24 protein-coding genes are annotated in these 24,163 nt (G+C 70.7%); 17 read left to right on the forward strand and 7 right to left on the reverse strand.

The features are described 5' to 3' along the window. Positions 1-22 precede the first annotated feature (22 nt). Positions 23-712 carry a GntR family transcriptional regulator gene (locus MRBLWH3_RS08315; protein WP_363430443.1) on the reverse strand — a complete coding sequence of 230 codons (690 nt, stop codon included), beginning with the start codon at positions 710-712 and terminating at the stop codon, positions 23-25. Next, the gene (locus MRBLWH3_RS08320) at positions 709-2,199 is read right to left on the reverse strand and encodes a fumarylacetoacetate hydrolase family protein (RefSeq protein WP_363430445.1); all 1,491 of its coding nucleotides are present in this window, start codon (positions 2,197-2,199) and stop codon (positions 709-711) included. Before MRBLWH3_RS08320 ends, MRBLWH3_RS08315 begins: the two co-directional genes overlap by 4 nt. A gap of 123 nt (positions 2,200-2,322) precedes the next feature. Between MRBLWH3_RS08320 and MRBLWH3_RS08325 the strand changes: the two genes are divergently transcribed. After that, positions 2,323-3,705 carry an MFS transporter gene (locus tag MRBLWH3_RS08325; protein WP_363430446.1) on the forward strand — a complete coding sequence of 461 codons (1,383 nt, stop codon included), beginning with the start codon at positions 2,323-2,325 and terminating at the stop codon, positions 3,703-3,705. A gap of 231 nt (positions 3,706-3,936) precedes the next feature. Here MRBLWH3_RS08325 and MRBLWH3_RS08330 read toward each other — a convergent pair whose 3' ends face one another. Next, positions 3,937-4,545: a TetR/AcrR family transcriptional regulator gene (locus MRBLWH3_RS08330; protein ID WP_363430448.1), complete on the reverse strand. Its 609-nt coding sequence runs from the start codon at positions 4,543-4,545 to the stop codon at positions 3,937-3,939. A gap of 114 nt (positions 4,546-4,659) precedes the next feature. Here MRBLWH3_RS08330 and MRBLWH3_RS08335 point away from each other — a divergent pair, with 114 nt between their 5' ends. The 10 genes from MRBLWH3_RS08335 to MRBLWH3_RS08380 all read left to right on the forward strand — a co-directional run bounded on the left by MRBLWH3_RS08335 (position 4,660) and on the right by MRBLWH3_RS08380 (position 13,575). After that, positions 4,660-5,397 carry an enoyl-CoA hydratase/isomerase family protein gene (locus MRBLWH3_RS08335; RefSeq protein ID WP_363430450.1) on the forward strand — a complete coding sequence of 246 codons (738 nt, stop codon included), beginning with the start codon at positions 4,660-4,662 and terminating at the stop codon, positions 5,395-5,397. Continuing rightward, the gene (locus tag MRBLWH3_RS08340) at positions 5,394-6,248 is read left to right on the forward strand and encodes a 3-hydroxyacyl-CoA dehydrogenase family protein (RefSeq protein ID WP_363430452.1); all 855 of its coding nucleotides are present in this window, start codon (positions 5,394-5,396) and stop codon (positions 6,246-6,248) included. Before MRBLWH3_RS08335 ends, MRBLWH3_RS08340 begins: the two co-directional genes overlap by 4 nt. Positions 6,249-6,250: 2 nt before the next feature. Beyond that, the gene (paaZ, locus tag MRBLWH3_RS08345; RefSeq protein ID WP_363435379.1) at positions 6,251-8,383 is read left to right on the forward strand and encodes a phenylacetic acid degradation bifunctional protein PaaZ; all 2,133 of its coding nucleotides are present in this window, start codon (positions 6,251-6,253) and stop codon (positions 8,381-8,383) included. Continuing rightward, a complete protein-coding gene (paaI, locus tag MRBLWH3_RS08350) occupies positions 8,380-8,805 on the forward strand; it encodes a hydroxyphenylacetyl-CoA thioesterase PaaI (RefSeq protein WP_363430454.1) in 426 nt (141 codons plus the stop codon). The genes paaZ and paaI overlap by 4 nt, the downstream gene beginning before the upstream one ends. A 159-nt stretch (positions 8,806-8,964) precedes the next feature. Further along, positions 8,965-9,996, forward strand: a complete 1,032-nt coding sequence (gene paaA, locus MRBLWH3_RS08355) for a 1,2-phenylacetyl-CoA epoxidase subunit PaaA (protein WP_363430456.1) — start codon at positions 8,965-8,967, stop codon at positions 9,994-9,996. Next, entirely contained in the window at positions 9,993-10,298 is a 306-nt protein-coding gene (paaB, locus tag MRBLWH3_RS08360; protein WP_342001176.1) for a 1,2-phenylacetyl-CoA epoxidase subunit PaaB, read from the forward strand. Before paaA ends, paaB begins: the two co-directional genes overlap by 4 nt. 23 nt (positions 10,299-10,321) lie before the next feature. Further along, complete coding sequence (gene paaC / locus MRBLWH3_RS08365) at positions 10,322-11,119, forward strand: 1,2-phenylacetyl-CoA epoxidase subunit PaaC (protein ID WP_414685323.1); 798 nt, start codon at positions 10,322-10,324, stop codon at positions 11,117-11,119. After that, positions 11,113-11,607 (forward strand): 1,2-phenylacetyl-CoA epoxidase subunit PaaD, encoded by a 495-nt coding sequence (paaD, locus tag MRBLWH3_RS08370; protein ID WP_363430458.1) that lies wholly within the window; start codon positions 11,113-11,115, stop codon positions 11,605-11,607. Before paaC ends, paaD begins: the two co-directional genes overlap by 7 nt. Further along, positions 11,607-12,803 (forward strand): 1,2-phenylacetyl-CoA epoxidase subunit PaaE, encoded by a 1,197-nt coding sequence (paaE, locus tag MRBLWH3_RS08375; RefSeq protein ID WP_363430460.1) that lies wholly within the window; start codon positions 11,607-11,609, stop codon positions 12,801-12,803. The genes paaD and paaE overlap by 1 nt, the downstream gene beginning before the upstream one ends. Positions 12,804-12,813: 10 nt before the next feature. Next, on the forward strand, positions 12,814-13,575 hold the full coding sequence (locus tag MRBLWH3_RS08380) for an enoyl-CoA hydratase/isomerase family protein (protein WP_363430462.1): 762 nt from the start codon (positions 12,814-12,816) through the stop codon (positions 13,573-13,575). Between the two features lie 182 nt (positions 13,576-13,757). On the opposite strand, the gene MRBLWH3_RS08385 is transcribed toward MRBLWH3_RS08380, so the two are convergent. Continuing rightward, the gene (locus MRBLWH3_RS08385) at positions 13,758-15,410 is read right to left on the reverse strand and encodes a thiamine pyrophosphate-binding protein (RefSeq protein WP_363435385.1); all 1,653 of its coding nucleotides are present in this window, start codon (positions 15,408-15,410) and stop codon (positions 13,758-13,760) included. 150 nt (positions 15,411-15,560) lie between these two features. Between MRBLWH3_RS08385 and MRBLWH3_RS08390 the strand changes: the two genes are divergently transcribed. Then, on the forward strand, positions 15,561-15,869 hold the full coding sequence (locus MRBLWH3_RS08390; protein ID WP_363430464.1) for a hypothetical protein: 309 nt from the start codon (positions 15,561-15,563) through the stop codon (positions 15,867-15,869). A 203-nt stretch (positions 15,870-16,072) separates the two neighbouring features. Here MRBLWH3_RS08390 and MRBLWH3_RS08395 read toward each other — a convergent pair whose 3' ends face one another. Next, positions 16,073-16,831, reverse strand: a complete 759-nt coding sequence (locus MRBLWH3_RS08395; protein WP_363430466.1) for an IclR family transcriptional regulator — start codon at positions 16,829-16,831, stop codon at positions 16,073-16,075. A gap of 168 nt (positions 16,832-16,999) precedes the next feature. Here MRBLWH3_RS08395 and MRBLWH3_RS08400 point away from each other — a divergent pair, with 168 nt between their 5' ends. The 4 genes from MRBLWH3_RS08400 (at position 17,000) to MRBLWH3_RS08415 (ending at position 21,276) form a co-directional block, all read left to right on the forward strand. Continuing rightward, a complete protein-coding gene (locus tag MRBLWH3_RS08400) occupies positions 17,000-18,919 on the forward strand; it encodes an FAD-binding monooxygenase (protein ID WP_363430468.1) in 1,920 nt (639 codons plus the stop codon). Between the two features lie 191 nt (positions 18,920-19,110). Continuing rightward, entirely contained in the window at positions 19,111-20,628 is a 1,518-nt protein-coding gene (locus MRBLWH3_RS08405) for an NAD-dependent succinate-semialdehyde dehydrogenase (protein WP_414685324.1), read from the forward strand. 151 nt (positions 20,629-20,779) lie between these two features. Next, positions 20,780-20,986, forward strand: coding sequence for a dodecin family protein (locus MRBLWH3_RS08410; RefSeq protein WP_363430469.1), 207 nt, complete (start codon positions 20,780-20,782; stop codon positions 20,984-20,986). A 122-nt stretch (positions 20,987-21,108) separates the two neighbouring features. Next, positions 21,109-21,276: a hypothetical protein gene (locus tag MRBLWH3_RS08415; RefSeq protein WP_363430471.1), complete on the forward strand. Its 168-nt coding sequence runs from the start codon at positions 21,109-21,111 to the stop codon at positions 21,274-21,276. 28 nt (positions 21,277-21,304) lie between these two features. Here MRBLWH3_RS08415 and MRBLWH3_RS08420 read toward each other — a convergent pair whose 3' ends face one another. Continuing rightward, positions 21,305-21,445, reverse strand: coding sequence for a hypothetical protein (locus tag MRBLWH3_RS08420; RefSeq protein ID WP_363430473.1), 141 nt, complete (start codon positions 21,443-21,445; stop codon positions 21,305-21,307). Between the two features lie 82 nt (positions 21,446-21,527). Between MRBLWH3_RS08420 and MRBLWH3_RS08425 the strand changes: the two genes are divergently transcribed. Continuing rightward, positions 21,528-22,607: a winged helix DNA-binding domain-containing protein gene (locus MRBLWH3_RS08425; protein WP_363430475.1), complete on the forward strand. Its 1,080-nt coding sequence runs from the start codon at positions 21,528-21,530 to the stop codon at positions 22,605-22,607. 46 nt (positions 22,608-22,653) lie between these two features. On the opposite strand, the gene MRBLWH3_RS08430 is transcribed toward MRBLWH3_RS08425, so the two are convergent. Then, the gene (locus MRBLWH3_RS08430; RefSeq protein WP_363430477.1) at positions 22,654-24,090 is read right to left on the reverse strand and encodes a helix-turn-helix domain-containing protein; all 1,437 of its coding nucleotides are present in this window, start codon (positions 24,088-24,090) and stop codon (positions 22,654-22,656) included. Positions 24,091-24,163 lie beyond the last annotated feature (73 nt).

A 24,163-nucleotide genomic window follows, 5' to 3' on the forward strand; every position in this document is an offset into this window, starting at 1 on the left:
TGCGGCCCGCGGCATCCGTGATTCAGAACGCGGGAAGCCCGAGGGCCTCGTCGGGGTGCTCGTGGATCATGTAGGCGTCGAGGGTCGCCGACCGGTGCCGGCGGGCCGCCTTCTCGATCTCGCCCAGCGGGGCGCCGGTCTCGATGAGCACGAGGATGTTCTCGTGCTCCCGTACGGACTCCTGGGCCCGGCCCGGCACGAAGCTGAAGGTCGAGTCGCGCAGATGGCCGAGGCGGGCCCACTCGGCGTGCACGAGGTCGAGCATGCGCGGGTTGGCGCACTTCTCGTACAGAGCCGCGTGGAACTCCTGGTTGAGCGCGGTGAACGCTCGCGGGTCGAAGTGCTCGAGCGTCTCGATCATGAGCTCGTTGATGCGACGTGCGTTGCGGATGTCGTCGGCCGTGAGCCGGCGCGCGGCCAGCGCGGTGGCGGTGCCCTCGAGGATGGACAGCGCCTGCATGCTGTAGCGGTAGTGCGAGTCGTCGACCATCGACACGCGGGCACCGACATTGCGCTCGAACGTGACGAGCCCTTCGGCCTCGAGCTGGCGGATCGCCTCGCGAACGGGCACGACGCTCATGTCGAGCTCGCCGGCGATGCTGCCCAGCACCAGGCGGTAACCCGGCGTGAACTCCTGGTTCGCGATGCGCTCCTTGACCCAGCGGTACGCCTGCTGGGACTTGCTGAGCGTGTCGGCTTCGGCCGGGCTCATGCGCGGCCTCCTTCTCGGGCGTCGTACTCGGCGCGCCATTCGGCGTTCATCGGGAAGAGTCCGTCGACCGGATGCCCCTCCGCGACGCGGTCGGCGATCCAGCCGTCCTCGTCTTCCTGGGCGAGGGCCGCGTCCGCGATCTCCTCCGCGATCGCGGGAGGGATCACCACGACCCCGTCCGCGTCCCCGACGATGACGTCGCCGGGCTGGACGGTGGCACCGCCGCACGCGATCGTGACGTCGCCGTCCCAGGGCACGTGCTTGCGGCCGAGCACCGCGGGGTGGGCGCCGCAGGAGTACACCGGGATGCCGACCGCGGCGACGGCCGCCGCATCCCGCACCCCTCCGTCGGTGACGATGCCGGCGGCGCCGCGAGCGTGTGCGCGGATCGCGAGGATGTCGCCGAGCGTGCCCGAGCCGGCCTCTCCGCGCGCCTCGATCACCACGACCTCGCCGTCGCCGACGGCGTCGAACACGCGCTTCTGCGCGTTGTAGCCGCCGCCGTGCGACGCGAAGAGGTCTTCGCGGTTGGGCACGAACCGCAGCGTGCGGGCGGTGCCGACGAGCTTCGCTTCGGGATGCAGCGGCCGGACGCCGTCGATGTGCACGTTGTCGAGCCCGCGCTTGCGCAGCTGTGCCGACAGGCCTGCGACGGGCACCGCCTCGAGCTTGGCGCGCAGTCGGGGGGAGAGTGGCGGGTTCGCGGCCTCCGCCGGCGGAAGTCCGGCCGCCTCCCGAGAGCCCCACGCCTCGCTGCGCTGCAGGTCGTCGACGGCGGGCAGTGACCCGAGCTCCGCGTCGAACGCGGCGGCTCCCTGCACCACCGTGGTGACCAGTCGACCCGAAGACGGGCCGCCGGGCACATCGACCTCGACCTCGACCACGTCGCCGGGCTGCGCCACCGACGACCCCGCCGGCGTGCCCGTGAGAATCACGTCGCCCGTCTCGAGCGTGAAGTGCTGCGACAGGTCGGCGACCAGCTGTGCGAAGGGGAAGATCATGCCCGCAGCGGTGTCGTCCTGCACGAGGCTGCCGTTGAGCCACGTTCGCACGCGGAGTGTGCTCGGGTCGATCTCGCGGGCGTCGATGAGAGACGGACCGACCGGGGTGCAGCCGTCGCCGCCCTTGGACCGCACGTTCGAGCCCTTGTCGTTCGCGCGCAGGTCGTACAGCCCGAAGTCGTTGGACGCGGTGACCCACGCGACGTGCGACCAGGCGTCGTCGAGCGCGACGCGTCGCGCGGGAGCGCCGATGACCAGCGCGATCTCGCCCTCGAAGGCGAGGAGCTCAGTGCCCGCAGGACGTTCGATCGTGTCGCCGGAGGAGGCGACCGAGCTGGACGGCTTGAAGAAGTACGACGGATGCTGCGGCCGCCGCCCGCGCTGATCCGCACGCGACGCGTAGCTGAGGTGGACGGCGACGATCTTGCCGGGGCGGCCGGGGAGGGCTGCGAAACGGCGGTCTGCGGCATCCGTGATCTCGTCCATGAGCTCCCTCACTCGAAGCGACCTGTTGCGTCGTATCCGAAATCGTATATGATCGTCCAGCATCCGGCAAGCTTCCCAGAAGTTCGCCGGCGACGACGCCGTCAGCCCCGACACAGGAGTCACATGAGCACCTCACGATCCCCTCAGGGATTCACCCCCACCGGAACCATCGCGTCGACCCCCGACCGCCGTCGCGTCGTGTTCGCGACCGTCGTCGGCACCACCGTCGAGTGGTACGACTTCTTCATCTATGCGACCGCGGTCGGGCTGGTCTTCGGCCAGCTGTTCTTCGCGCCGCTCGGCGCGAACAGCGCGATCGTGGCCTTCGCGACCGTCGGCGTGAGCTTCCTCTTCCGCCCGCTCGGCGCGTTCCTCGCCGGCCACTTCGGCGACAAGTACGGCCGCAAAGTCGTGCTCATGTGGACGCTCATCCTCATGGGTGCGGCGACCGCGCTCATCGGCGTACTGCCGACGTACGAGGCGATCGGGATCGCGGCCCCGATCCTCCTCGTGCTGCTGCGCATCATCCAGGGCATCTCCGCGGGCGGCGAGTGGGGTGGCGCCGTGCTCATGGCCGTCGAGCACGCGCCGAAGAAGCGTCGCGGTGCCTTCGGCGCCTCGCCGCAGATCGGCGTGCCGCTCGGCCTGCTGCTCGCCTCGGGTGTCATGGCGCTCATGGCGATGATCGCCCCCGGCGACGCGTTTCTCGTATGGGGCTGGCGCGTCCCGTTCCTCCTCAGCGTGGTGCTGATCCTCGTGGGCTACTACGTCCGCCGCCGCGTCGAGGAGAGCCCGGTCTTCGCCGAGCTCGCCGAGCGCAAGGAGAAGGCGCGGATGCCGATCGTCACGCTCTTCCGCAAGCACCTGCTCCTCGTGATCATCGCCGCGCTGGTCTTCGCGGGCAACAACGCCGTCGGCTACATGACCACAGGCGGGTACATCCAGGGCTACTCGACGAACCCCGAGGGACCGCTCGGCCTCGAGCGCGGACCGGTGCTGTGGGCGGTCGCGGGATCGGCCGTCACCTGGCTGCTGTCGACGCTGGCTGCCGGCTTCATCTCCGACCGCATCGGGCGCCGCACGACGTACATCATCGGCTGGATCCTGCAGCTCGTGGGCGTCTTCCTGCTGTTCCCGCTCGTGAACACGGGTGATATCTGGCTGCTGTTCCTCGGACTCGCGATCCTCACGATCGGCCTCGGCTTCACGTACGGCCCCCAGGCCGCGCTGTACTCCGAGCTGTTCCCGGCATCCATCCGCTTCTCGGGCGTCTCGATCTCGTACGCGATCGGCGCGATCCTCGGCGGTGCGTTCGCCCCCACCATCGCGACGGCGCTCGTGCAGGCGACCGGCTCGACCCTGTCGGTCACGTGGTACCTCGCCGCCATGACGGTGATCGGACTCATCGCGACACTGCTGCTGCGCGACCGCTCCGGCATCCCGCTCGGCCCCGATCACGAGGCCGAGCAGTCGGCCAGCCCGATCTACGGCTTCTCCAAGGCCTGACCTTTCGTGAGACGGATGCTGCGCCCCTGAGCCGCTGTGCAGGCTCGGGGCGCAGCATCCGTCGTTCCGTCGTTCCGTCGTTCCGTCGCCCCGTCGCTCCGCCGCCCCGCGCCCTGGTGCCGCGACCATGCCCCTGGTGCCGCGACCATGCCCCTGGTGCCGCGACCATGCCGGGCATGCTCGGCGCGGGAGGGGCACGCTCGGCGCGGGAGGGGAAGGGAGGGGCGGGGCTCAGCGGGTGCGCATGCCGTCGAGGGCCACCGCGACGACGTCGTGGGCAAGCCGCTCGCGATCGACGGCGCCGCCGGGGCGATACCACTCGACGATCGAGTTGACCATGCCGAACACCAGGCGCGTGGCCACGGCGCCGTCGACATCCGCGCGCACCTGACCGGCGCGCTGCGCCGCGGCCACGAGCGCCGTCACGCGGTGGTCGAAGCTGCGTCGGCGTTCGAGGGCGGCGCGCTCGACCTCGCTGTTGCCCCGGACGCGCAGCAGGAGCGTGACATAGGGGAGCTTGTCGACGAGCACCCCCACGGCTCCGCGCAGCACGGCGCCGAGTCGCTCGACGGGGTCGCCCACGGAGGCGCCCGGCTCGTCGAGCACGCCCTCGAGCCCATCGAGCGCCTCGTCGAGAGCGAGCGCGAGCAGTTGCTCCTTCGAGTCGAAGTGGTGGTACAGGGCCGACTTCGTGAGGCCCAGGCGCGAGGCGAGATCGGCGACGGACGTCGCGTCGTATCCCTGCTCGTTGAAGAGTGCCACCGCGACCGCCAGCACCTGGTCGCGGTCGTAGCCGGGCCGTCCGCGTCGCGCGGGGGAGGCGTCGGTGCTCGCGGACATGTGCTCAGTCTCGCACCCGTCGCCGTGGACGCCGGGCGACACGGTGACATTACTGAACGATCGATCAGATATTATGGGCGCGAGACCGTGACGGAGCGGATCGAGAGGATGCCGATGCCTGAGCCGCTCAAGATCCAGCGGGGCGAGGACCGCGTCGTCGCGACGCTGTCGCGGCCGGAGGTGCGCAACGCGATCGATCAGGACACCATCGACCGTCTGCACGAGCTGTGCGGCGAGCTCGAGCGCGAGCCCCGCACGCTCATCCTCACGGGCTCCGACGGTGTGTTCGCCTCGGGCGCCGACATCGCCCAGCTGCGCCAACGCCGCGCCGCCGACGCGCGCCGGGGCATCAACACCCGCGCCTTCACTCGGGTACGCAACCTGCCGATGCCCGTCATCGCGGCGATCGACGGCTACGCGCTGGGAGGCGGGGCCGAGCTCGCGTACGCGGCCGACATCCGCATCGGAACGCCGAGCCTCGAGATCGGCAACCCCGAGACCGGTCTCGGCATCATCGCGGCGGCGGGTGCGACGTGGCGCCTGCCCGAGATCGTCGGCGAGGCCCGGGCCGCCGAGATGCTGCTGACAGGGCGCATCCTGGATGCCGACACCGCCGTCGACTGGGGGCTCGTGTCCTCGCTGTACGAGCCCGCCGACCTGCTCGCCGCGGCCCACGCGATCGCCGACCGCATCGCGCGCAACGACCCGTTGGCGACGCGCCACACGAAGACGGCGCTGCTCGCCCCGCGCGCCGCGCACCCCGAGATCGAGCTGGAGCTGCAGGCGCAGCTCTTCGAGAGCCCCGAGAAGGAGCGGCGCATGACCGCGTTCCTCGAGAGGAAGAAGCGATGAGCGTTCCTGATCGCGTCGGCGTGATCGGCGGCGGGCGCATGGGCACGGGCATCGCGCACGCGTTCGTGCTCGCCGGCGCTGAGGTGGTCGTCGTCGAGCGCGACGACCCGGCGGCGGTGGCAGCATCCGCTCGGCTCCTCGAAACCGTGCGCCGCAGCGTCGAGCGCGGCACCACCGACATCGGATACGAGGCGCTCGCCGCAGCGATCAGGACGGCGACGGATGCTGCGGCCCTGGCCGGCTGCGGCCTCGTCGTGGAGGCGGTCCCGGAGGATCGGGAGCTGAAGCTCGAGGCCCTCGGCCGCGCCGAGCGCGTGCTCGCACCGGAGGCGGTGCTCGCGACGAACACCTCGTCCATCTCGATCGACGACCTCGCCTCCGGCCTCGCACGCCCGGAGCGCTTCCTGGGTCTGCACTTCTTCAACCCCGTGCCCGCGTCGCAGCTCGTCGAGGTCGTCGCCGGCACGGCGGTCGACCCGGCGCTCGTCGACGACGCCAAGAGCTGGATCGCCGCGCTCGGCAAGACGCCGATCATCGTGCGCGACAGTCCGGGCTTCGCATCGAGCAGGCTCGGAGTCGCGCTCGGGCTCGAGGCGATCCGCATGCTCGAGGAGGGCGTCGCCTCGGCCGCCGACATCGACGCGGCGATGGAGCTCGGGTACCGGCATCCGGTCGGTCCGCTCCGCACGACGGACCTCGTCGGGCTCGATGTGCGACTCGGCATCGCCGAGGAGCTGCATCGCGAGCTGGGGGAGCGCTTCGCGCCCCCGGAGCTGCTCAGGCGCCTCGTCGCCGACGGACATCTCGGCCGCAAGACCGGCCGCGGCTTCTACGAATGGAGTGAACAGTGATGATGGAGCGGACAGGGACCGGCATCCTCCCCAGTTACCTGCGCGACGCATGGTGGACGCCCGTATCCGACGCGGGCGCGACGGAGGTGCGCGACGCCTCGACCGGCGAGGTCGTGACGCTCGTCGGCACCGGGGGCATCGACCTGGTCGGCGCGATCGCCCACGCGCGCACCGTCGGGCAGGCGAGCCTCGGCGCTCTGACCTTCCACCAGCGCGCGCTGCTGCTGAAGGAGTTCGGCCTCGCCCTCACGGCGCGCAAGGAGGAGCTGTACGAGCTGTCGAAGCGCGCCGGCGCGACCACGCGCGACTCGCTGAGCGACGTCGACGGCGGGATCGGCGTGCTCTTCACCTATTCGTCCAAGGGTCGGCGCGAGCTCCCGAACGCGCAGGTGTACCTCGACGGCCCCGTCGAGCCGCTGTCGAAGGACGGCACGTTCCTCGGGCGCCACGTGTACACGCGGCTGCCCGGTGTGGCGGTGCAGATCAACGCCTTCAACTTCCCCATGTGGGGCGCGCTCGAGAAGTTCGCCCCTGCGTTCCTCGCGGGGGTTCCGACGATCGTGAAGCCCGCGACGCCGACGGCGTACGTGGCCGAGGCATGGGTGCGGATGCTCGTCGAGACCGGACGCCTGCCCGCCGGCTCGCTGCAGCTGGTGAGCGGCGCCGTACCCGGGCTGTTCGACCACCTCGGGCTCGGCGACCTCGTGGGCTTCACCGGCAGCGCCTCGACCGCTTCCCGACTTCGCGAGCAGGCGGCGCCCGGCGTCAGGTTCACCAGCGAGACCGACTCGATCAACGCGTCCGTGCTCGGCCCCGACGCCGTGCCCGGCACCCCCGAATTCGACGCGTACGTCAAGCAGCTCATGGTCGAGCTCACGACGAAGGCGGGGCAGAAGTGCACCGCGATCCGGCGCGCCATCGTGCCGGTCGACGCGGTCGAGCCGCTCATCGAGGCACTGCGGGCCAAGATCGACGAGCGGGTCGTGATCGGGGACCCGCATGCCGAGGGCGTCACGATGGGTCCGCTCGTCTCGCTCGCGCAGCGCGACGAGGTGCTGCGGGCCGTCGGCGAGCTCGAAGCCGCGGGAGGCCGGCTGCTCATCGGCACGACGGATGCCCCGGACGTCACCCGTGCCGACGGCTCGACCGGCCCCGCGCCCGACGGCGCGTTCGTCGGACCCATCGTCGTCGGGTTCGACGGCGACGCGGATGCCCTTCCCGACGCCGTCCACGACGTCGAGGCGTTCGGCCCGGTCGCGAGCGTGATCGCCTATCGGACGGTGGACGAAGCCGCCGACCTCGTCGGCCGCGGGGGCGGGTCGCTGGTGACGAGCGTGGCGACGTCCGACCCTGCGGTCGCCGCGACTCTGCTCGCCCGCACCGCCGCCTACAACGGGCGCCTGCTCTTCCTCGACCGCGACGACGCGCGCACCTCGACGGGCCACGGCGCCCCGGTCCCTCACCTGGTGCACGGCGGACCCGGCCGTGCGGGCGGCGGCGAGGAGCTCGGCGGCATCCGCGCTGTGCTGCACCACATGCAGCGCACCGGGGTGCAGGGCTCGCCCGCGATGCTCACCGCCTTGACCGGCGTGTGGCATCAGGGCGCGGCATCCCGTTCCGATCGTCACCCGTTCCGCAAGTCGCTCGCCGAACTCGCGATCGGCGACCAGGTGGCGTCGCCGCTGCGCCCGGTGACGCTCGACGACATCGAGACGTTCGCGAACTTCACGGGCGACCTGTTCTACGCCCACATGGATGAGGCGGCCGCCGCCGCCAACCCGTTCTTCCCCGGTCGGGTCGCTCACGGCTACCTGCTGGTGTCGTGGGCGGCGGGCCTGTTCGTGGACCCCGAGCCGGGCCCCGTGCTCGCCAACTACGGCCTCGAGAACCTGCGGTTCATGACGCCGGTGTCGCCCGGAGACGAGATCCGCGTGGTGCTCACGGCGAAGCAGATCACTCCGCGCGAGAACGACGCATACGGCGAGGTGCGGTGGGACGCCGTCATCCTCAACCAGCGCGAGGAGACCGTCGCGACCTACGACGTGCTCACGCTGGTCGCCAAGACGTCTGCCGACACGGATGCCGCCACCGCCGCGGCATCCGTCTCTCCCGAGTCCGCTGGAGCGCGCGCATGAGCGACCCCGCAGCGCACTTCGTCGGGCAGCGCCGCATGCTGCGGCGCGACCACGCTTCGGCCGCGCTCGGCATGGTCGTCGAGCGCGACGAACCGGGCGAGGCCATCGTGTCGATGCGGGTGCGCGACGACATGACGAACGGTTTCGCGATCACGCACGGCGGGATGGTGTTCGCGCTCGCCGACACCGCGTTCGCAATGGCCTGCAACGAGGACGACGACGTCACGGTGGCTGCCGGCGCCGACATCACGTTCCTCAAGGCCACCCATGCGGGCCAGACGCTCACCGCGCACGCGCGGCGCCGCATCCTCTCGGGCCGCAACGGGCTGTACGACGTCACGGTCACCGACGAGACCGGCGACGTGGTCGCCGAGCTCCGCGGCCGGTCGCTGACGACGCGGCGCACTCACCCCACCGACTGACTTCCACAGCCGGTCGCCGAAACACGGGTCGGTGGCGCGACGCCCCGGGGCGCGGCATTCGTTCCCGGTGTGTCGACGTGACCAACCCGTGTTTCCGCACGGTGGAGAAGTCCGTTGTAGACTTTACTGAACGAACGGTCTGTAAATAAGGAGTCGATGATGACGACCGAGACACTGATCGACACGGCGCCGATCGACGAGGCCGGCGAGCAGGCGGCGTTCGACGCGATCATCGAGGCCGACTCGCGCATCGAGCCGCGGGACTGGATGCCGGCGGCGTACCGCAAGACGCTGATCCGGCAGATCTCGCAGCACGCGCATTCCGAGATCATCGGGATGCAGCCCGAGGGCAACTGGATCTCTCGCGCGCCGAGCCTCAAGCGCAAGGCGATCCTGATGGCCAAGGTGCAGGACGAGGCGGGCCACGGCCTGTACCTGTACTCGGCGGCCCAGACCCTCGGCATCACCCGTGACGAGATGACCGGGCAGTTGATCGAGGGGCGGGCCCGGTACTCGTCGATCTTCAACTACCCGACGCCGACGTGGGCAGACATGGGTGCGATCGGCTGGCTGGTGGACGGCGCCGCGATCTGCAATCAGGTGCCGCTGTGCCGTGCGTCGTACGGTCCGTACGGCCGGGCGATGGTGCGCATCTGCAAGGAGGAGTCGTTCCACCAGCGGCAGGGGTTCGAGATCCTGCTGACGCTGATGCAGGGTTCGCCCGCGCAGCGGGAGATGGCGCAGGAGGCCGTGGACCGCTGGTACTGGCCGTCGCTGATGATGTTCGGGCCTCCCGACGACGAGTCGCCGAACTCGGCGCAGTCGATGCGGTGGAAGATCAAGCGGTTCTCGAACGACGACCTGCGGCAGCGGTTCATCGGGATGCTGGTGCCCCAGGCCGAGGTACTGGGTGTGAGGCTGCCCGACCCGGAGCTGCGGTGGGACGAGCGGGCGGAGCGGTGGCACACGAGCGAGATCGACTGGACGGAGTTCCACGAGGTGCTCGCCGGCCGCGGCCCGATGAACGTCGAGCGGATCCGCAACCGGCGCAACGCCCACGAGGACGGTGCGTGGGTCCGCGAGGCCGCGGCTGAGTACGCCCGCAAGCAGCAGCTCGAGCTCGCCTCTCGGTCGTTGAGCGAGCGAAGCGAGTCGAAACGCCCTGAGCCGACGACGGAGGTCCGATCATGACCACTCCAGGTGCGTCGCCGCGCGAGTCGTGGCCGCTGTGGGAGGTGTTCGTCCGCGCGAACCGCGGCCTCAGCCATGTGCACGCGGGGTCGCTGCACGCGCCAGATGCGGAGCTCGCGCTGCGCAACGCCCGCGATCTCTACACACGCCGGGGGGAGGGCACGTCGATCTGGGTCGTGCCCGCCGACGCCATCACGACGAGCGATCCCGATTCGAAGGGGGCGTTCTTCGAGAGCCCCGCGGGCAAGAACTATCGCCACGCCACGTACTACACGGCGTCCGAGGGGGTGCCGCACCTGTGATCGAGGAGCTTCCGCATGGCGACGTGACCGTCGAGCACGTCGAGCTGTCGGCCGAGCTGGCCGGCGCCGAGGGCCACGCCGCGACGGCGGACGTCGCGGAGTACGCGCGGTGGCTCGGCGACGATGCGCTCATCCTGTCGCAACAGCTCGGCGCGTGGATCGCACGGGCTCCCGAACTCGAGGAGGATGTCGCGCTCGCCAACATCGCGCTCGACCTTCTCGGTCACGCGCGTTCGCTCCTGCGGTACGCCGGCACCTACGACGATCGCACCGAGGACGACCTCGCCTACTGGCGCGACGAGCCGGAGTTCCGGTGCGCGTGGCTCTTCCAGCAGCCCAACGGGGACTTCGCGCAGACGATCGCGCGTCAGCTCGCAGCATCCGTCTACCTCTTCGAGCTGTACACAGCCCTGCAGCGATCGTCCGACGAGACCCTCGCCGCGATCGCCGCGAAGGCGGTCAAAGAGGTCGAGTACCACCGTGACCACGCCGTGCAGTGGACGCTGCGCCTCGCGGGCGGCACCGACGAGTCCCGCCGGCGCATGCTCCGCGCGATCGGCGATGTGTGGCCGTACGTGGGCGAGCTGTTCCGCGACGAGCCGCTGACCCAGCGTCTCGACGGCATCGCCGTGCCGCCCTCGACACTTCAAGGGCCGTTCGACACCGTGATCGCGGCGGTCTTCGCCGAGGCCGAGCTCGAGGTGCCCGCCATCCCGATGTCGGCGGCCGGCGGGCGGCGCGGGTCGCACTTCCCGACGCTGGGCTCCCTGCTCGCCGAGATGCAAGTGCTGGCCAGGCAGCACCCGGGGGCGACATGGTGACGGGTACGGCGACGGCCGCGCGCGCGTGGGAGGTCGCGGCATCCGTCCTCGATCCCGAGGTTCCCGTCCTCACGATCGAGGATCTCGGCGTGCTGCGCGACGTCGCCGTCGACGAGGGACGCGTGACCGTCACGATCACGCCGACGTATTCGGGCTGCCCGGCGATCGACGCGATCGGCGACGACGTCGTGCTCGCGCTCACGTCGGCCGGCTTCGACGACGTCGACGTGCGACTCGCGCTCGCCCCCGCGTGGACCACGGACTGGATGACGGATGCCGGCAAGCGCAAGCTCCTCGAGTACGGCATCGCCCCGCCCACCGGACGTGCGGCGGAGAGCGGGCCGATCCGCCTTCAGCTGTCGGTGCGGTGCCCGCGCTGCGGTTCGCTCGACACGCGCGAGCTCGCGCGGTTCGGTTCGACGTCGTGCAAGGCGCTGTACGAGTGCCGCGCGTGCCTCGAGCCCTTCGACCACTTCAAGGTGCACTGATGCGGCCCGGCGAGGTGGCGGCGAGCGAGAACGAACGCATCGCCGAGACGCTGCTGACGACCGCCGTCGGCGGTCCGCGCGGCGCCAAGCACCGCGCGCGCTTCCACACGTTGCGGGTCGCCGCGGTGCGCCCGTTGACGGACGCCTCGGTGGAGGTGACGTTCGCGATCCCCGAGCAGGCACGCGACGAGTTCGACTACCTCGCAGGGCAGCATGTCGCCCTGCGAAAGGTGGTCGACGGGCACGAGGTACGCCGCTCGTATTCGCTGTGCCGCGCGGAGGACTCCGGCGGCGGGGGCGACGGGCCGCGCACGATCAGCGTCGCGATCAAGCGCGATCTCGGCGGTCGGTTCTCGACCTGGGCGCAGACCGAGCTGAAGGTGGGTGACGAGATCGACGTGATGAGCCCGCAGGGCACCTTCACCTCGAAACTCGCCGACCTCGACGACACGCACGTGGCGGGGATCGCCGCGGGATCCGGCATCACGCCGCTCATGGCGCTCGCCGCGACCGTGCTCGCCCGGTCGCGCACGTCGCGGTTCACCCTCGTCTACACGAACCGGTCGAGCCTCGACGTGATGTTCCTCGACGAGCTCTCCGACCTCAAGGACCGCTATCCGACCCGGCTCGCGCTGCACCACGTGCTCTCGCGCGAGCAGCGCACGGCGCCACTGCTCTCGGGCCGCATCGACGAGCCTCGGCTGCGGCGGATCCTCGATGAGCTGGTGCTCCCCGACACGGTCGACGAGTGGTTCCTGTGCGGGCCGTTCGGACTCGTGCAGCTCTGCCGCGACACCCTCGCCGACATCGGCGTCGCCCCCGCGCACGTGCGGTACGAGCTGTTCACGACGGGGGAGGGGGATCGCGCCGAGCCGTCGGCGGGGCGCCCGGTGGTCGTCGCGAAGGACGAGCCGGTGCGGCGCATCGAGTTCACGCTCGACGGGCAGTCGCAGGCGGTCGACAGCCCGGTCGCCGCGCACGAGTCGATCCTCAACGCCGCGTTGCGAGTACGACCCGACGTGCCGTTCGCCTGCGCCGGGGGCGTGTGCGGCACGTGCCGTGCCCGCCTGGTGCAGGGATCGGTCACGATGACGGAGAACTACGCGCTCGAGCCCGATGAACTCGAGCGCGGGTATGTGCTCACGTGCCAGTCGCACCCCACGACCGATACCGTCGTCGTCGACTACGACGTCTAGGGAGGAACGAATGATCGAACTGTCCATCACCGGCGACGTCGCCGAAGTCGTCCTCAACGCGCCGGAGAAGCTCAACGCGCTGTCGCTGCGCGAGCTGGGGGAGATGGATGCCGCGTACCGCAGCGCCGAGGAGTCCGGCGTGCGTGCGCTCGTGCTGCGCGCCGAGGGGCGGGCGTTCTGCGCCGGCCGCGACATCGCGGGCGTGGACCCGGTGACCGACGACGTGCCCGAGTACCTCGCCGGCGTCGAGACGTTGATGAGGCGGATCGCCGCGTTCCCCGCGCCCACCTTCGCGGCCGTGCACGGTGCGTGCCTCGGCGTCGGACTCGGACTCGCGATCGCCACCGATGTCGTCTACGTCGCGGACGACGCCAAGGTCGGCTCGCCGTTCGCCAGCCTCGGAGCGATGCTGGACTCGGGCGGTCACGCCCTCCTCTACGAGCGGCTCGGTGCGCACCGAGCGCTCGACCTCATCTACACCGGCGCGATGATGTCGGGCGCCGAGGCGGTGGCGGCGGGGCTGTTCAGCCGAGCGATGCCCGTCGAGGAGGTGTTCGACTTCACCCTGCAACGGGCGACGCTCGCGGCGTCGGGACCGACGGCCGCGTTCGTCGCCTCGAAGCGCCTGATCGCGCGCCTGCGTGGCGAGCGGCTGTGGGACGCCGTCGCCGAGGAGGCCCGCGGCCAGGAGGCGCTGCGCAGCACAGCCGACTACCGCGAGGGCTTCGCCGCCTTCCAGCAGAAGCGCAAGCCCGACTTCACCGGCGAGTGACGGCGTGTGCTCGCCTCCTGCCGCCCCCTCCTGGCGTTTGGCGACTCGCCAGAATTCGCGGGCCGCGGCCGGCGTTTCGGCGACTCGCCAGAATTCGACCACTGCCGTCGCGTCACCGCATCAGGGCGACTCGCCAAGATCACACCCTGTGACCGACGTGTTTTGGCGAGTCGCCAAAACCGTCAGGAGTTCACGCGGATGATCTCGCGCTGGTACGGCGCGATCACCGATCCCGAGATGCGACAGTCGAGCACGAGGAATCGACGGGATGCTGCGGGCTCGGCCGTCCACGTTGCGAGCCGGTCGAGGTCGGCCAGGGTGCGCACGACGACGCCCTCGGCTCCGACGCCGGCCGCGAGAGCGGCGAAGTCGACCTCGGGGATGAGCATGGGCTCCTCCGCGAGCCCCTTGAGGCCGTAGAGGTTGATCTCAGCACCGTACGCCGCGTCGTTCCACACCACCGCGACGCCCCGGCCGCCGGCGACGCGGACGGCGGTCTCGAGGTCGGCGAGCGCCATGAGCCCACCGCCGTCGCCCGTCGTCAGCACGACCGTCGCCGAGGGCTTCGCGAGAGCGGCGCCGGGCACCGACGGCCAGCCGAGCCCGATGGACTGGAACGCCGTGCCGACCATCATCATGCGGTCGGGGCATCCGACGGGCCAGTACATGTTCGCCCAGCCGATGAAGTGGCCGCCGTCCGAGACGACGACGCGGTCCTCCGGCAGGAGTTCGCCGACGCGTGCCGCGACCGCGCGAGGGTCGAGCCGACCATCGGGGGCGATGTCGTCGCCGGGCTCGTATGCCCGCAGCGGCATGAGGTCGACGGATTCCCGCCAGCCGCTGGACCGGCCGGCCCGGGCGGCCAGCCCGTCGGCGACTGCGCGGGCCACCACGGCGGCGTCGCCGCGCACGTAGCCGCCCACGTGGGGATGGGTCGCGGCGGGCGCGACGTCGACCTGGAACACCCGGGTGCCGGGCGCGAAAAGGTCCCCGAACCGCATCGTGAACTGATTCAGCGACGCTCCGAACACGACGGCGACATCCGCCTCGCGCACGAGCTCCATCGCCCCTTCGGCGCCGAAGCCGCCGGTCACGCCCAGGTCGAACTCGCCGCGGGGGAAGATGCCACGGCCGAGGGCGGTGGACGCCGTGACGGCGCCGACCGCATCGGCCACGTCACCGAGGGCCTCGCGGGCACCCGAGACCCAGGCTCCGCGGCCGGCGAGCAGGAACGGCCGCTCCGCCGAGGCGAGCGCCTCGACGAGGCCCTCGACCGCGCCTTCGGCGAACGCTCCGGCGGGCACGAGGGGCGCGGGCAGGCGCGGCTCCGGGGGCTCGGAGACGGCGCCTGCGTCGCGCGCGGCGACGTCGTAGGGGATCGCGAGCACCGTCGGCACCCGGTAGGTGAGGGCGTGCTCGATGGCGATGATCGTCGTGGCCGCGGCATCCGCTCGCCCGACCGTATAGGTGCGCGCGCCGACAGCAGATGCGAGGGCGATCTGGTCGACGTCCCACGGGCGCGGCCCGGAGGTCGGCTCGTCGCCTACGACGAGCACGAGGGGCGCGTGAGCCTGCACCGCCTCGGCGAGGGCGGTGAGCGTGTTGGTGAAGCCGGCGCCGTACGTGGCGGTCGCAGCGGCCAGACGCCCGGAGGCGCGGTGGTACGCGTCGGCCGCGACGACCCCGCCGGCCTCGTGGCGGACGGCGGTGAAGTGCACATCGGTGGAGCGCTCGAGCGCGTCGAGGAAGTACGCGTTGCCGTTGCCCATCACGCCGAAGACGTGGTCGATGTGGCGGGCGAGAGTGAGGGCGACGTGCGCCGAGACGGCGCTCATGGCGGGAGACATGGCGATGCCTTTCGAGACGGGACGGATCAAGAGCCGTATGTGTCTCGCGCGTGCGCGCTGCGTGCCCATTTTTCGAGCACCGGCGGGCGACGGTGCCCCCGGACGTGACGAGTATAGGTCTTCGGGCAGGATGGAGTCATGAAGACGACTCAGCTCCGCCGGTACACGCTCGTCGCAGGGGAGTACGACGCCTTCGTCGCGTGGTGGAACGAGTGGATGCCGCGGGTGCGGCCCGCTGCCGGCTTCACGATCGAGTTCGCGTACGGCCTTCCCGAGACCAGCGAGTTCGTCTGGGCGGTGAGCGCCGAGGGCGACGAAGGGGCCTTCCTGGCCCTCGAGAGGGAGTACCTCGCGTCCGACGCCCGCGCCGAGGCGTTCGCGGGCGTGCCCCAGCGCATCGCCGAGTACAACATCCGCCTCGTGACCGAGTACCCCACGACGGCCTGATCCCGTCGCCCCACCGGCGGAACTCCACGGAATCCGCCGCCCGCGGGCGTGCAACCACCCCGGCCAGCTCCCCGCGATGGGTTCGTGGAGTTCTGCGGGGCACGTCTGTCCGCCCAGCCCGGGACGGCGCGGCGACCGGGCGCTTCGACAGCAGCGATCTGAGCAGCGTCGCGTCCACAGGCTCAGCGCCCGGCTCGGGCGCCTCAGCCGCCGAGCGCGTCGCGGATGGCGGCCGCCGAGCGCCTGAGCCGCGCGGCGATCTCCTCGTCCGAGTGCGCGCTCGCAACGAACACGACGGCGATCGCCGCGGGCCCGCGCCCACGCACGGCGAGCGGCACCGCCACGGCGCGCAGGCTCGGGATGACCTCGTCGTGGCTGGTCGCGAAGCCGCGGGTCGTGGCATCCGTCACCTCTGCGGCCAGGTCCCCCGAGATGCCGCTCGGCCAGGAGGCCTTCGGCACGAGCGACAGGATCGCCTTGCCCGGCGCGCCGCGAGTGACCGGATGCCGCGTCCCCGGCCGCTGCGCGACCGGATTCACCGCGTGGCGGGGCTCGACGCTCGAGAGCGTCACGCACTCGTCGTGGTCGAGCACCGCGAGGAAGCACGTCACTCCGAGATCGCCCGCCACCGCCGTCAGCTCGGGGAGCGCCTCGGCCTGCAGGTCGTGCGCGACGCCCGCCGCGAGGGCCGCCATGCGCGCGCCGAGCTCGACGAGGCCCGCCGCGTCCCGCTCGACGAGCCCGTGGTCTTCGAGCGTGCGCAGCAGCCGATAGGCGACCGACCGGTGCACCTCGAGCCGCCGTGCGATCTCGTCGATCGACAGCGGTCCGCGCGCGTCGGCGAGCACCTCGAGGATCCGGATGCCGCGGCTCAGCGTCTGCGAGGCCGGCGCCGCCTTCGCACCCGCCGCCTCGACGCGAGACGTCACATCTGTCACGTTCGACGGTCCTTTCGCAGACATGTCTGAAGTCTCGCGCTCGGGTGAGGAGCGCCAGGTGTTGTGGGAGGCAACGCGGTCATATACGATCTGTTCAATAGTAGAACGTCGTGCTCGAATATAGAACACGCCACCTCTCCGAACAAGACCCAGGCCACAAGCCCTCGACACCGTCGTCCGAGGAGGACACCGATGCAGTTCCACCACCACGGCTACGTCTCCGGCGACCCGCGCATTCAGGACGCGGCCGGCACCGGCGTCGACCGGCCCGCCGAGCTGCCCGACGAGATGGACGTGCTGATCGTCGGATCGGGCCCCGCGGGCATGCTCCTCGCAGCGCAGATGTCGCAGTTCCCGGGCGTCACGACCCGAATGATCGAGCGCCGCGACGGGCGCCTCGTGCTCGGCCAGGCCGACGGCATCCAGCCGCGCAGCGTCGAGACGTTCCAGGCGTTCGGGTTCGCGGAGCGCATCATCGCCGAGGCCTACAACATCGCCTGGATGAACTTCTGGGGTCCCGACCCCGACAACCCCCGCAACATCGTCCGCACCGCGCGCACCGAGGACTACGCGTTCAAGATCAGCGAGTTCCCGCACCTCATCGTGAACCAGGCGCGCGTGCTGGACTACTTCGCCGAGGCCGCCGCGCACGGCCCGGGGCGGATCGTGCCGGACTACGGCATCGAGTTCCTCGGTCTCACCGTGCACGAGGACGGGGAGTACCCCGTCGAGGTGCGTGTGCGGCACGTTGCGGGCGAGCGCGCGGGCGAGGAGCGCACCGTGCGCGCCACGTACGTCGTCGGCTGCGACGGCGCGCGCAGCGGAGTGCGCGAGGCGATCGGCCGCAAGCACGTCGGGCAGTTCGCCGCGCACGCCTGGGGCGTGATGGACGTCCTCGTGAACACGGACTTCCCGGACTGGCGCATCAAGTGCGCGATCAACTCCGAGGCCGGCAACATCCTCCACATCCCGCGCGAGGGCGGCTACCTCAGTCGCATGTACATCGACCTCGGCGAGGTCGCGGCCGATGACAACCACCACGTGCGCCAGACGCCGATCGAGGAGATCATCCGCAGGGCGAACGAGATCCTGCACCCGTACACCCTCGACGTGAAGCAGGTCGCCTGGCACAGCGTCTACGAGGTCGGCCACCGCGTCACCGACAAGTTCGACGATGTCGACGTCGACCAGGGCCATGACCCGCGCGTCTTCCTCACCGGCGACGCCTGCCACACGCACAGCGCGAAGGCCGGCCAGGGGATGAACGTCTCGATGCAGGACGGCTTCAACCTCGGCTGGAAGCTCGGTCACGTGCTCGCCGGCCTCAGCCCCGCATCGCTGCTGTCGACGTACTCGGCCGAGCGTCAGCCGGTCGCGCAGCAGCTCATCGACTTCGATCGCGAGTGGTCGGCCCTCATGGCCCGAAAGCCCGAGGAGATCTCCGACCCCCAGGAACTCGCCACGTTCTACCTCGGCACCGCCGAGTTCCCGTCGGGCTTCATGACGCAGTACGGCCAGTCGATGATCGTGACGGATGCTGCGCACCAGGCGCTCGCCGAGGGGTTCCCGCTCGGCAAGCGCTTCAAGTCGGTCGAGGTGGTCCGTGTGTGCGACGGCAACGCCGTGCACCTCGGACACCACGCCAAGGCCGACGGTCGCTGGCGGATCTACGCCTTCGCCGACTCGCCCGCCGCGGGCGAGGCATCCGTCCTCTCCGACTGGGTCGCGTTCATGGCCGCGCCCGAGTCGCCCGTGCGGCGCTTCACGCCGGAAGGCGCCGACGTCGACGCGGTCTTCGACGTCAAGGTCGTCTACCAGCAGGCGCACGAGGACGTGGACATCACCCGCGTGCCCGACCTGTTCCTGCCCAAGACCGGACCCCTCGGGCTCACCGACTGGGAGAAGGTCTACGCGGCCGCGCCGAGCGCCTGGACCGCCGGCGACATCTTCGAGGAGCGCGGCCTCTCGCGCGACGGCGTGGTCGTCGTCGTGCGTCCCGACCAGTACGTGGCGGCCGTGCTCCCGCTCACCGCGACCGACGAGCTCGAGGCATTCCTCGCCGGCGCATTCGTCGACCAGCACGCTCCGGCATTCGCGGACGTCCTCAAATGAGGTGCAGAGCCGAGATGAGGAGTCGCGGCGCGAGGTCGCTCCTCATCTCGGCCCTCGACCTCAACTGAGGTAGCAGGTGATGACGCGACCGCTGTGCGGACGGGCGAATCATGACAGTGAACTGTACGACATGTACATCGGCCGCGATGGCGGCCGCGGGCAGAATAGCCCCAGACCAACGAACGAAGGGGATGCCGCGGCATCCGTCCACCGACAAGGGAGTCCTCGTGACGACGACGATCACCGAAACCCGTGAGTCCGAGCTGCTGGCGTCCGTCCCTGACGGGCTGTTCATCGGCGGACAGTGGCGCGCGGCGTCCGGTGCCAAGACACTGAAGGTCTACGACCCCTCGAACGGCGGTGTCGTCAAAGAGATCGCGAACGCCTCGCCTGAGGACGGCACCGCCGCCCTGGACGCGGCCGTCGAGGCGTTCCCCGCGTGGGCGGCGACGCCGGCCCGCGAGCGGGCCGAGATCCTGCGGCGCGCCTTCGATCTGCTGCAGGAGCGCAAAGAGGACTTCGCCCTGCTGATGACGATCGAGATGGGCAAGCCGCTCGCCGAGGCGCGCGGCGAGGTCGCGTACGGCGGCGAGTTCCTGCGCTGGTTCAGCGAGGAGACGGCCCGAGTGCAGGGTCGCTACGGTGCGAACCCCGAGGGCACCGGCCGCATGATCGTGTCGCAGCACCCGGTCGGGCCGTGCTTCCTCATCACTCCGTGGAACTTTCCGCTCGCGATGGCGACCCGCAAGATCGCGCCCGCGCTCGCCGCCGGCTGCACCGTGGTGATCAAGCCCGCAGACCTGACCCCGCTCACGACGCTCGCGTTCGCGAAGCTACTCGAAGACGCGGGCCTCCCGGCCGGTGTGGTCAACGTGTTCACGACCTCGACGTCGGGCGCCGTGTCGGAGCCGATCATCCGCGACCCGCGCCTGCGGAAGCTGTCGTTCACGGGCTCGACGCAGGTCGGCCAGCGCCTCCTCGAGCAGGCGGCACAGGGTGTGCTGCGCACGTCGATGGAGCTCGGCGGCAACGCGCCGTTCGTGGTGTTCGACGACGCCGATCTCGACAAGGCGGTCGACGGCGCGATCGCCGCGAAGTTCCGCAACATCGGACAGGCCTGCACCGCCGCCAACCGGTTCATCGTGCACCGCTCGGTCGCCGACGAGTTCGCGAAGCGCGTCACGGAGCGCGTGAACGGCTTCACGATCGGTCGCGGCACCGAGGACGGCGTCACGATCGGCCCGCTGATCGACGACCGCGCCGTCGCGAAGGCGGCGCAGCTCGTGCAGGATGCCGTCGCCCGCGGCGCGCAGGTGCGCACCGGCGGCAACGCGGTCGACGGCCCGGGAACGTTCTACGAGCCGACCGTCATCACCGGCGTTCAGCCCGGATCGGAGATCCTCCATGAGGAGATCTTCGGGCCGGTGCTCGCGATCATCCCGTTCGACACCGAGGACGACGCGGTGCGCATCGCCAACGACACCGAGTACGGCCTGGTCTCGTACGTGTTCACCGAGAATCTCGCCCGCGGCCAGCGCATGATCGAGCGCCTCGAAACCGGGATGATGGGGCTCAACATGGGTGTCGTCTCCAACGCCGCCGCCCCGTTCGGCGGCTGGAAGATGTCGGGCCTCGGCCGCGAGGGGGGCGCCGAGGGCATCCACGAGTACCTGCAGACCAAGTACACGCTCACGCCGAACCCGTTCTGAGGCACGCCTGAATCGATGACACCAGGAGAGCGGATGCCCCGGGCGGGGGCATCCGCTCTCCTGCTGTTCCCGGTCGCAGTGCACCCCTTCCATACGGGCGCGGCCGGGATCACTATGGGATCTGTCCGCATCGAGCGATGAGGGGTCAGCGATGAGTGTTTACCGAGTGATCGACGTCATTGGCACGAGTGCCTCGTCCTGGGAGGAGGCGGCCCGAGAAGCCATCAGCACTGCCGCGGGATCGCTGCACGATCTGCGCATCGCCGAGGTGACGAAGCAGGACGTCGTCGTCGGCGACGACGGGACGCTGCTGTTCCGTGCCCGGATCCAGCTCTCGTTCAAGTACGCGCCCGAGTAGCCGGTCGCCTTCCGATGCGCGGGTCCCGCAGGATCCGCGCATCGACTCGGACGCCCCAGTGGGCGAGGACGGCGGCGCAGAAGTCGTCGTTCGTCCCCGTCGGGCCGAAGATCTGCTCCTCATTGACGACCGTGTCCGTCGCGATGTCGATGGTGAAGAGCAGCCGGACCTGCCCGTCGTTCTTGGCGATGGCCTTGCCGTCGCTGCCGACGGTCCGGCCGCTGCCGGTGAGCGAGCAGGGCGGTGACGCTCAGGGTCCCGTCGCCGTTGTCGAAGAGATCCGGCTCTGACCCGCTCGCCGACTCACCACGGGACCTCCTACACCGGCTCGGTGGTGCGGATCAGGCCGCAGTTCAGGCACGACCAGGCGACGAGGAACCGCTCGTCGTCGAGGATCTCGAAGGTCAGCGCGTCCCCGCACGTGGGGCAGATTCGCGCATCTGGGGCAGGCGCCATCATGTCGTCAGCCTAGGCACCCGGCTCGGGGGCCGGGAGTCCGTCGCGGACACCGCACGTCCGCGGCCTGCGCCATGATGGGCGGGTGGATGCCTCGACCCTCCGGAACGAGCGGCTCCGGTCTCACCGGCTGAGCGCGCCCGCGGCGACCGTCGCCGACGCGGCACGACACATGCTCGCGACCCAGAGCCAGGAGTTCTGGGGCGGGCGCTGGGCGCTCGCGACGCGCGTACGGGGCCGCACGACGGTGCGGGATGTCGACGCCGCCTACGGCCGCGGCGAGATCGTGCGCACGTGGACGATGCGAGGGACCATCCACACCATCCCCACCGCCGACGTGGAGTGGGTGCTGTCGCTCACCGCCGAGCGCCAGCGCCGCCAGGCGGCGGCCGTGCACCGCAACGAGGGGATCGACGCCGACGAGGCCGATCGCGCCGAGCGCCTCGCCCGGGCAGCGCTCGGCGGCGGCAACCGTCTCACCCGCAAGGAGCTGTTCGAGGTCTGGGAGAAGGGTGGCGTCTCGACCGTGCGCCAGCGCGGATACCACCTGCTCGTCGCGCTGTCGCTGCGCGCCGTGCTGTGCCAGGGGCCGGTCGTGCCACGGGATAAGGGGCCGACGCGCGAGCAGTTCTTCGTGCTCGCCGACGAGTGGATCACGGATGCTGCGACCCCGGCGGATCCGATGGCAGAGCTCTTCGTCCGCTACATCGCCTCGCACGGGCCCGCCGGTGCGCGGGACTTCGCGTGGTGGACCGGGCTTGCGCTCGGGGTCTCGCGCGCGGCGGCGGAGGCGGCGTCGGATCGCGTCCGGGTCGTCGCCGACGTACCCGAGCCGCAGTACGTCGCCGTGGGTCCGGCTCCGCGCCGCAGCGCCGCGGCCCCGGAGGTCGTCGCGCTGCCGCCGTTCGAGGAGTACTACCTGTCGTACGTCGACCGCACCGTGCCGTGTGCGCCGGAATTCCTGCGCGCCATCGGACCGAGCATGAACGGCATCGTGCGGCCCATCCTCGTCGCGCGCGGTGAAGCCGTCGGCGTGTGGACGCATTCCCTGGCGGTCGGACGCCATGCCGAATCCCCGGTGCCTGAGCTGTTCACGCCCGGCGCCGCGACGGACGACGAGGTCGCGGCCGCGCTCGACCGCTACCGCGACTTCATCACGGCATAAGAGACACGGATGCCTCAGCCTGCGGCATCCGTCCGTGCTGCCTTCCTCAGGCGTGACGGTCGAGGAAGTCGTAGACCTCGTTGTCGTCGACACCGGGGAACGCGCCGCGGGGGAGCGGCGAGAACATCTGCATGTGCACGCGCGCGCTCGGCCAGGCCTTGCCCGCCCAGCGGTCGGAGACGTCGGAGGCGACGCGGCGGCAGCACGACTCGTCGGGGCACGTCGAGGTCGCGCGCTTCTGCGTCTCACGCCCGCGGAACCACCGAGCGTCGTCGAAGGGCACGCCGACGGTGATCGAGAACTCGCCCTCCGCGGTGGTGCCGGTCTGCGTCGAGCACCAGTACGTGCCGGCGGGCGTGTCGGTGTACTGATAGTGCTCGGTCGTGCGGTTCTGCTCCGAGAAGGCGGCGCGGGCCGAGAATTTGCGGCACGCGATCTGACCGTCCACGGCGCCTGTGACGTCCATCGGAAGCGGCAGGTCGTCGTTCTCGTACACGCGCGAGATCGCACCCGAGCCGTCGACGCGCAGGAAGTGCAGCTTGATCCCGAGGTGGCGCGTCACGAGGTTGGTGAGGCGCATGCCGGCGGCCTCATGCGTGACGCCGAATGCGTCCCGGAAGTCCTCGACGGCGAGGTTGCGGTCCTTCTTCGCCTGCTGCAGGAATGCCACGGAGGCTGTCTCGGGCATGAGGCAGCACGCGGCGTAGTAGTTGATCTCGAGCCGCTGCTGCAGGAAGTCGGCGTAGTCCGTCGGCCTCTCGTGGCCGAGCAGGCGATGCGCCATCGCCTGCAGCGCCATCGACCGGAGGCCGTGCCCGCCGGGGATGGACGCCGGCGGCAGATAGATGCGGCCGTGCTCGAGGTCGGTCACCGAGCGCGTCGAGTGCGGGAGGTCGTTCACGTAGATCAGCTCGAAGCCGAGCTTCTCGGCCATGATGCTCACGGTTCGGTGCGTGAGGGCGCCCGACACGTGACCCGCCGCCTTGAGCTGCTTCTCAGCGAGCTTCTCGATGTCGGGGAGGTAGTTGTCGCGCTCGCGCATCATGAGCCGGAGCTCGGTGTTCGCCCGGCGCGCCTCTTCGGGCGTGGCGATGGCCTCGCGCTCGCGCCGCTGCAGCTCGCGATGCAGACCCAGGATCGATTCGATCGTGTCGTCGGACATGCCCTTCGTCACCTTGATCGGCGTGACGCCGAGCTGGCGGAACACAGACCCCGACTGCGCGCGCTCCAGCTCGATCTCGAGCGCCGCGCGGCGGTTCGGCGGCTCGGCCGAGAGGAGGTCGCCCACCTCGACGCCGGTCGTCGAGGCGATCGCCTGGAGCAGCGACAGCTTCGGCTCGCGCTTGCCGTTCTCGATGAGGCTGAGCTGGCTTCCGGCGACCCCGACCAGCGCTCCGAGCTCGTCGAGCGTGTAGCCGTGGGCGAGGCGCTGATGACGGATGCGGTGGCCCAGGGTCGACAGTTCGAGTGACGTGGGGGGCATTCCTTGATGCTAGCGAAAGAATTACAACTCTTGACACCAGATTTCGCGGGAAGAGCTTCCCGTTACACCCGAA

This window comes from Microbacterium sp. LWH3-1.2 (assembly GCF_040675855.1).
GTDB lineage: Bacteria > Actinomycetota > Actinomycetes > Actinomycetales > Microbacteriaceae > Microbacterium.

Bases quoted from the DNA above. Each gene is read 5' to 3' on its own strand.
- MRBLWH3_RS08410 (WP_363430469.1), top strand. From the start codon at position 20,780: ATGAGTGTTTACCGAGTGATCGACGTCATTGGCACGAGTGCCTCGTCC.
- MRBLWH3_RS08315 (WP_363430443.1), bottom strand. From the start codon at position 712: ATGAGCCCGGCCGAAGCCGACACGCTCAGCAAGTCCCAGCAGGCGTAC.
- MRBLWH3_RS08390 (WP_363430464.1), top strand. From the start codon at position 15,561: ATGAAGACGACTCAGCTCCGCCGGTACACGCTCGTCGCAGGGGAGTAC.
- MRBLWH3_RS08330 (WP_363430448.1), bottom strand. From the start codon at position 4,545: ATGTCCGCGAGCACCGACGCCTCCCCCGCGCGACGCGGACGGCCCGGC.
- MRBLWH3_RS08430 (WP_363430477.1), bottom strand. From the start codon at position 24,090: ATGCCCCCCACGTCACTCGAACTGTCGACCCTGGGCCACCGCATCCGT.
- MRBLWH3_RS08400 (WP_363430468.1), top strand. From the start codon at position 17,000: ATGCAGTTCCACCACCACGGCTACGTCTCCGGCGACCCGCGCATTCAG.
- paaZ (WP_363435379.1), top strand. From the start codon at position 6,251: ATGGAGCGGACAGGGACCGGCATCCTCCCCAGTTACCTGCGCGACGCA.
- paaA (WP_363430456.1), top strand. From the start codon at position 8,965: ATGACGACCGAGACACTGATCGACACGGCGCCGATCGACGAGGCCGGC.
- MRBLWH3_RS08320 (WP_363430445.1), bottom strand. From the start codon at position 2,199: ATGGACGAGATCACGGATGCCGCAGACCGCCGTTTCGCAGCCCTCCCC.
- MRBLWH3_RS08335 (WP_363430450.1), top strand. From the start codon at position 4,660: ATGCCTGAGCCGCTCAAGATCCAGCGGGGCGAGGACCGCGTCGTCGCG.
- MRBLWH3_RS08380 (WP_363430462.1), top strand. From the start codon at position 12,814: ATGATCGAACTGTCCATCACCGGCGACGTCGCCGAAGTCGTCCTCAAC.
- paaD (WP_363430458.1), top strand. From the start codon at position 11,113: ATGGTGACGGGTACGGCGACGGCCGCGCGCGCGTGGGAGGTCGCGGCA.
- MRBLWH3_RS08325 (WP_363430446.1), top strand. From the start codon at position 2,323: ATGAGCACCTCACGATCCCCTCAGGGATTCACCCCCACCGGAACCATC.
- paaB (WP_342001176.1), top strand. From the start codon at position 9,993: ATGACCACTCCAGGTGCGTCGCCGCGCGAGTCGTGGCCGCTGTGGGAG.
- MRBLWH3_RS08340 (WP_363430452.1), top strand. From the start codon at position 5,394: ATGAGCGTTCCTGATCGCGTCGGCGTGATCGGCGGCGGGCGCATGGGC.
- MRBLWH3_RS08395 (WP_363430466.1), bottom strand. From the start codon at position 16,831: ATGTCTGCGAAAGGACCGTCGAACGTGACAGATGTGACGTCTCGCGTC.
- paaE (WP_363430460.1), top strand. From the start codon at position 11,607: ATGCGGCCCGGCGAGGTGGCGGCGAGCGAGAACGAACGCATCGCCGAG.
- MRBLWH3_RS08385 (WP_363435385.1), bottom strand. From the start codon at position 15,410: ATGAGCGCCGTCTCGGCGCACGTCGCCCTCACTCTCGCCCGCCACATC.
- MRBLWH3_RS08405 (WP_414685324.1), top strand. From the start codon at position 19,111: ATGCCGCGGCATCCGTCCACCGACAAGGGAGTCCTCGTGACGACGACG.
- paaI (WP_363430454.1), top strand. From the start codon at position 8,380: ATGAGCGACCCCGCAGCGCACTTCGTCGGGCAGCGCCGCATGCTGCGG.
- MRBLWH3_RS08420 (WP_363430473.1), bottom strand. From the start codon at position 21,445: ATGATGGCGCCTGCCCCAGATGCGCGAATCTGCCCCACGTGCGGGGAC.